The 7,058-nt window shown below is 45.4% G+C and carries 7 protein-coding genes; 5 read left to right on the top strand and 2 right to left on the bottom strand.

Features of this window, described 5'->3' with window-relative positions; all coding sequences use genetic code 11:
* Positions 1-2 precede the first annotated feature (2 nt).
* A complete protein-coding gene (locus tag VN105_RS03390) occupies positions 3-1,400 on the top strand; it encodes an efflux transporter outer membrane subunit (RefSeq protein ID WP_325637930.1) in 1,398 nt (465 codons plus the stop codon).
* A 68-nt stretch (positions 1,401-1,468) separates the two neighbouring features.
* Here VN105_RS03390 and VN105_RS03385 read toward each other — a convergent pair whose 3' ends face one another.
* Positions 1,469-2,257, bottom strand: coding sequence for an AAA family ATPase (locus VN105_RS03385; protein ID WP_325637928.1), 789 nt, complete (start codon positions 2,255-2,257; stop codon positions 1,469-1,471).
* Positions 2,258-2,429: 172 nt separating this feature from the next.
* Here VN105_RS03385 and VN105_RS03380 point away from each other — a divergent pair, with 172 nt between their 5' ends.
* From VN105_RS03380 to VN105_RS03365, 4 genes are all read left to right on the top strand, one after another.
* A complete protein-coding gene (locus tag VN105_RS03380) occupies positions 2,430-3,143 on the top strand; it encodes an SDR family oxidoreductase (RefSeq protein ID WP_325637926.1) in 714 nt (237 codons plus the stop codon).
* Positions 3,144-3,308: 165 nt separating this feature from the next.
* Positions 3,309-4,778, top strand: coding sequence for a DNA/RNA non-specific endonuclease (locus tag VN105_RS03375; RefSeq protein ID WP_325637924.1), 1,470 nt, complete (start codon positions 3,309-3,311; stop codon positions 4,776-4,778).
* Positions 4,779-4,810: 32 nt separating this feature from the next.
* Positions 4,811-5,875: an alpha/beta hydrolase gene (locus VN105_RS03370; RefSeq protein ID WP_325637922.1), complete on the top strand. Its 1,065-nt coding sequence runs from the start codon at positions 4,811-4,813 to the stop codon at positions 5,873-5,875.
* An 85-nt stretch (positions 5,876-5,960) separates the two neighbouring features.
* A complete protein-coding gene (locus tag VN105_RS03365; RefSeq protein ID WP_325637920.1) occupies positions 5,961-6,173 on the top strand; it encodes a hypothetical protein in 213 nt (70 codons plus the stop codon).
* 263 nt (positions 6,174-6,436) lie between these two features.
* Here VN105_RS03365 and VN105_RS03360 read toward each other — a convergent pair.
* Positions 6,437-7,058, bottom strand: a 622-nt coding sequence (locus VN105_RS03360; protein WP_325637918.1) for a GNAT family N-acetyltransferase, incomplete at its 5' end; no start/stop codon positions are given.

The following is a 7,058-nucleotide window of genomic DNA, read 5'->3' as shown; positions in this document are numbered from 1 at the left end:
TAGTGCTGTTATTTACTTATGAAGCATGTAAGATTCCTGCTTTAACCGGAAGATCGGAAAATACAGCACTGCCGGCAAGTTATAGTAATAGCTCAGCGGATACGGTTAACACGGCGAAAGTAGTTTGGCGGGATTTTTTTACAGATCCCTACCTGAATGCCCTGATCGATACTGCATTGAAAAATAACCAGGAGTTAAATATCACCCTGCAGGAAATTGAAATTGCAAAAAATGAGGTAAGAGCCAGGAAAGGGGAATACCTTCCGTTTGTGCAGGCAAAGGTGGGAGCCGGGCTGGATAAGGTGGCCAGGTATACCAATATAGGAGCCATGGAAGAGAGTACCGACATCAAACCGGGAAAAGAAATGCCCGATCCTTTGCCGGATTATATGGTGGCTGTGCAGGCCACCTGGGAGGCAGATATATGGCATAAGTTGCACAATGCAAAAAAGGCAGCAGTGTCAAGATATCTTTCTACGGTTGAAGGAAAGAATTTTGTATTGACCAACCTGGTAGCGGAAATCGCCAACTCCTATTACGAATTGCTGGCGTTGGATAACCAGCTGGATATTGTGAAGAAGAATATCGATATACAGCAAAGCGCCCTGAGGATTGTAAAACTGCAGAAGGAAGCCACCAGGGTTACGGAGCTGGCGGTACGCAGGTTTGAGGCACAGGTACTCAAAACGCAGAGTCTTCAATATAGTATTCAGCAGAAGATCACGGAAACAGAAAACAATATTAATTTCCTGTTGGGCAGGTATCCGCAACCCATCGGACGGAGGGATCAGCTTTCGGGAAGTATGATCCCGGCAGTTGTGAAAACGGGTATTCCATCCCAGCTGTTAACCAACCGCCCGGACATCAGGCGTGCGGAACAGGAACTTGCGGCCGCAAAGCTGGATGTAAGCGTGGCGAAAGCCCGGTTTTATCCTTCCCTGGGCATTTCCGCCGGTATCGGATACCAGGCGTTTAATCCGTCTTACCTGGTTAAAACGCCTGCATCGCTGCTCTATTCTTTAGCAGGCGACCTGGCAGCGCCTTTGATCAATAAAAATGCAATTAAGGCAACTTATTACAATGCCAATGCCCGGCAAATGCAGGCTGTTTTTAACTACGAAAGAACTGTTTTACATGCTTACACGGAAGTAGCCAGCCAGTTGTCGAAAATAAACAACCTGGAGAAGAGCTACGATCTGCAATCGAAGCAGGTAGACGCCCTGTCGCAATCTGTGAATATTTCGGATAAACTTTTTAAATCTGCCCAGGCAGATTATATGGAAGTATTAATGACACAGCACGATGCACTGGAAGCAAAATTTGAGCTGGTGGAAACACAGAAGCAAAGAATGTGCGCGCTGGTGAATATTTATGAGGCACTGGGGGGCGGATGGCAGTAATATAGCCGCTCCGCAGATTTGTTAGGTTGAGAGGGAGGTTGCTTTATGATTTATAAAGCAGCCTCCTTTTACAGGTGCCGCAGATAAGAGGCCGGGTTATTGAGAAATGTATGAGTAATGCGGTAATGCTCTGTGTCTTCGTAGGCAGTTTGCCTGATTTCATCTTCACTTATTTCATAGAGCAGAGCTCCCGGTACGCCCATGATGATGGGCGAATGTGTGGCCACGATAAACTGGGAGTTTTTGCTTTTCAGGGCCTCCAGTATAAAGGATATCAGGGATAGCTGTTTCAGGGGCGATAATGCGGCTTCCGGTTCATCCAGCAGGTAGATACCGTTGTCATTTATTTTTGTTTGTATGATCTTCAGATAGGCTTCCCCGTGAGAAAGCGCCAGCAGGTTTTCCCCGTAATCATTCCGCATCATGTGCATCAGGCTGTGCATACTTTCAGACATTTTATCAAGTGCGCTATCTGCCACTTCTCCCCGCATATCGTCCAAAAAAGCGTTGTTATTGTTCTTTTGCTGTTTTAATTTATAGATATAGTCGCCGAAATCTTCCGCGCGGAAAAAGAATCCGTTGAGCGGTTTCCTTACCTGTTCCAACTGCAGGTAGGGCTGCAATGACCTGGCCGCATTAAAATCGTCCCTTTTGCCAATATGATCACCTATCAGCGGTGTATTCATGCGCATGGCAATGCTTTCCAGCAAAGTGGATTTCCCGGTACCGTTGTCGCCGGTAAAGATCGTGATCCTGCTGTCTATGGCTATATTCTTCCCATGCCTTACAGCCGGCACGTTAAACGGAAACGGGTGCGATTGGGAAGCGTTTATGGATAAGGAGCGGAGAAAGGGCATAACAATAACATTAAAATGTACGGTTAAGGTACTATTTTCTTATGTAAAAATCCATCTGCACAAATGAAGTATTTGCCTATAAACATCAGGCTATAGTCGAAATCTCCGGATATGTAGTTTTCTTCTCAAAAATTTTCTATTTTCCCTTTTTCAAATATTCAAGTATTCCCTGATGAACACAAATAAACGGGTATGCCTTATTACCGGCGCGAGCAGTGGTATCGGATACGCTATAGCAGCTGCACTGAAACAGGAAGATAATAACCAGCTGATTGTAACTGCCCGCAGAAACGATCGTCTTGATGAATTAATATCTCCCAATGTGGCCGTGCTTCCCGGTGATCTTAACTCACCACAATTCCAGGATTCAGTGGTATCGCATATCTGGAATAAATACGGGCGGTGCGATTACCTGTTCAATTGTGCCGGCAGTATTGAGGTAGGTACCATAGAAGAAATGGATATTGACAGGATGACATCTATGCTGCGTTTGAACATAGAGTCAACATTCCGTCTCACTTATGTGATGCTGAAGAAATTCAGGGAACAGGGGTTTGGGCATATCGTTAACCTGTCGAGCGTGCTGGGTACAAAAGTGAGGGCGACCGCCGGCGCCTATGCGGCAACAAAATTCGCCATGGAAGCGTTGTCGGAAGCGTTAAGGATGGAGTTAACCGATTCACGGATAAAGATCAGCTGTATTGAACCCGGACTGGTAATGACGGAGCTGCATAAAAACTGGAAAGTACATCCGAAGGAAAGTATGAATATCAGCCATCCGCTGTCCACCACGGATATTGTGGAGGTAGTGAAGTTTATTATGTCGCAGCCGGAACATGTGAACATCCCGAAACTGATGATCCTTCCCAAAGGGCATAATATTTAGGCGGGCAGATTAATTTTTTTCTGAGCGCAAGAAAGCGGATGCCTTCTGTAGGGGAGGCGTTTGCTTTCTTTGTTAAATTTATTACAGGTTCTCCGTAAAGAAGCCTTCAGATTAATGGTTAAGAAAAAAGGGATTTCTTCGTATTTTTAGTGAAAGCATATTCCTATGGAAAACCGGGCTAAGTTTTTAACGGACCAGCCTCATCGGTCAAAAGCCAATGCTGAAAACACCGGAGAGAAAGCCATCCGGCTTCCGGCAGTAAATGTTCCGTCTATTACCAGGGGGAGCGGCGTAGTGCAGCGGGTGGTAAATAATCTTAACCTGGGAGGGGGTGGAAAGGACACCATCCGGCAGGTATTACTTGACCCGGCAGTAAAGGGAATTTATGCCTTGCCGGATAAATTTGAAGCCGATCTTCGTAAAGGGTCCCTGCAACTGGACAGGGCGCAAACTGCGGAAGCGGAAATTGAACATAGTCAGAATCCGGGAAGGGGCACGAGTACAGGGGATTTTGATGATGTAGGTACGTTAGGAAAATGGGAACGGTTGGCTACAACGCATGATACCGCAAAAAAAACACAGGATGTAGGCCATCTTATTGCAGATGAGTTTTTTGATAGCGGCCAAAAAAAACAGGCTTACGCGGCTGGTAACCTGGCTCCTCAGAATGCAGAGCAAAATGAACAGGCCTACCGGCAGTTCCTTGAATCAAAGGCCGGCGAAGATTTGAAAAGGGGCGCTACTGTTGGCATCAAAGTGGATCTGACCTACTCTCCGGATACGATTACAGTCCCGGTTTCCGTGCTGGTAGAACGGGGAGCGCTAAAAGTATTGGACCACGTAAAACATGACCTGTTGGTGAAAAGCGGTCACAAAATGGATATCCCCAGGCGTTTTCCTACCACCTGGAACTTTGAGCGGAAATTTGTTTCGGGCGTATTGCCCCCGGTGATTCCTGCAAAAAAAGGAGCGAAGAAGCCCCCGGTACAATTGCCACAGGTAGTTCCGGTGGGTTTGGTACCCTCTCCCCAGTTAAGTCAAACGCACTTTTCGCCATTTGACCCGTCAAGAACCACCTATACACCTGCTGTACCTTTTTCTGTTAGCAATATATCGGCCAGCAGCACCTTGGAACAGCACAGCTTTCAACAGCAGCAGCCATTTTACGACCCGGAAGCGAAAAGAAATCCTGCAAGGATTGGCGCCCACCCTGAAAGCGGTAACTACACCCGCGATCAGCGGAAACGTTCCCGCGCTTTCATCCTGCATGCAAATAAAAGCAAGTTTATAACAGCTATAGATAAAGGGTCAAAGACCATCTTTAAAAGAAAAAGGAAAGAGCAGAAAAAAAAGTTAGCTTCCCGCAACTTTTTTGGCGTGTTAACCGGCTCTCTCAGGAAACTGGTATTTGGCGCCCCGCCGGATCTGAAATTAATGAATGACCTTTTTTATGCCAGGATAGTAAGGATGATTCAACAGTCTGTTGAAGGAGAAAAAAAGAAAGATCTTGTAAAGAAGATTAAACAGGAATTTAATAAAGAAGGTTATACCGAACAGGAAGATATAGCTGAAGTAAATAAAGTAATGGAAGAAGTTTATTCTGATGATGAAGATGAAGCAGATGCAGAAATGTAGGCATCTCTTTTATAATTCTTAAATAAAATATAATGCCCTTTAGAAAAATGCGTTCCCTGCTATTAACAACGGCGCTGCTTTGCATGGTTTTACAGCCACTTGGCGCGCAAAACAAAACACTAAGCTATAACGAGCGTAATCTCAATTTCTCCAGCAACGGGAACGAAATTACCGGAAAATTGATCACCCCTGTAGCCTATGAAGGTAAATTACCGGTTGTTGTTTTTGTGCATGGTTCAGGTCCCGAAGATTATAGTTCATCAGATAACTACAGGTATTTATTTGAAGAATTTACCCGGGCCGGCTTTGCCTGTTACTCCTGGAACAGGCCGGGTGTTGAGGGATCCGGGGGGAAATGGTATGAATTGTCTGTAGAAGACAGGGCCAGCGAGGTAATAAGCGCTGTAAACAAACTCAAAACGCTCGATGTAACCGATAGTTCAGCAGTAGGATTTTGGGGGATCAGCCAGGCGGGTTGGGTTATTCCACTGGTAAGTGAAAAGATGAAGCCCGCTTTTGTAATAACTGTTTCTTCACCGGTAACTACGGCTTTCGAGCAGGAATTATACAGGGTACAATCGGAAATGAAGGCAGACGGATTTTCCCAGTCTGATATACACAAAGCGGTTTCCTATAACAGGAAACTTAAAAAAATGATAAGTGCAGGTGAGCCCTATGAACATTTTGTGGCATTGCAAAAGGAGAACGAAGGCGCTAAATGGACAGATAATGTTATTGGAGGAGATGAAATAGTGTATGCTTATTTAAGTATTGTTTTTAAGAAAGACAATCCCCCCGAACTGGATAGCCTTAACTGCCCTGTATTGGCCATCTGGGGGAAAAATGACCTCGTAGTACCTCCTCAGAAAGGAGCCGCAACATACAGAAAAGCAATGAAGCGTATCGGCAATTCCCATGCATTAATAAGGATCATTCCTGATGCGGATCATACACTTACATTTAACAAGACCGGGAAACGGGCAGAAACCATAGAAAGAAGGGAAAAGTATAAAGATAACCCCAAAGAGATTTTTGCTCCCGGCTATGTAGCGTTAATGACAGATTGGTTAAAGCATTTGCATTTCCATCATAATTAGGTTTTGTCGGCACATTTCCCCTGCATGTCTACTTGCCGGAAATGGTGAAGGAACTGCGCGCTAGTTTTGTGTAACAAACTTTTTTATGAAAGCAGCTACAGAACGTAAAATAATCCGCTGGTTACATATTATACTCAGCATCCCCATACTGGGATATATATACGGGCCGGTAGCGGCCAATCCGCCTGCCGCAAATGCCGTGCGTTGGGTATTTCTGCCGGTAGTTATATTAAGCGGCCTTTGGATGTGGAAGGGACATCTGCTAAAGAAAAAACTTACGAAGCCGCTAAGGGCGTAAGCGCCGGCGGGTGATAGTAAATCCATCAACTTTTTATTTGGAAAAGATGATGGATTGAAGATGAGGACGCATAAATACACCACGGCACAGGATTTCAAAATTTATATAACTTACTGTTTAAATTTACAATTTAAACGGACCTGCTGAACCGGCTGCCAGATGCTGATTCTGCCATCCACTGGCACTATGATGTGCTGCCTGCGCCCGAATACTTCCGCGTGACAGGGGGATGCGCCGGACGAATAGAAGAGGCAATCCCGCGGCTATGGAATCACCACGGAGGTATACGGAGCATATAATGTCCATCCGAGTGTGTCATACAAAGCTTTGCCCGCTATTGTTGCTACTAGTATTCCGTTTGTTTTCCCCCTGTCTGTTGCCATGTTTTCAAGTGTTTTCAGGATAATTGTTGCCAGCCCTTTGCGGCGATGCTGTGCATCCGTTTCTATACGGTCATAAATAACAAGATCATCAACAAAAACCAAACGCCCCATAGCTGCTATATCTCCATTTGTTGTAAGCACTTTTGCTATGGAAACAGGAACCCCGTTTTCCACTTCTAATCTATACTCATTACTTAAGCCGGTTTTGGGTGATGACATAGGTTTAAAACAAGTCATCATAAAGGCAGGCGGTTGTATTATCCACCGGGAGGGCAGCGCATTTTTGATCATCTCAGGAGGGGCGCATACTTTAAGGAATACCCAGGGCGCTGTAATGGTATTTGCCAGGTTAGTAAATTCATCTGTGAAATGAGGAAAAACATATCGGGTCTTTTGTTCGGGCCATCCTACGTCGACGCTGAATCCACTGCCGCTTTTGACGGGCAGTGGTAAGCCGCGGGATAAAGACCAGCCTTTGAGCCACGTTTCAACAATATATGGG

Origin of the sequence: Chitinophaga sp., from assembly GCF_035564935.1 — a bacterium.
Lineage (GTDB): Bacteria > Bacteroidota > Bacteroidia > Chitinophagales > Chitinophagaceae > Chitinophaga.
The sequence above is the reverse complement of the archived record's forward strand: the minus strand, read 5'-3'. Positions and strand labels throughout refer to the sequence as shown.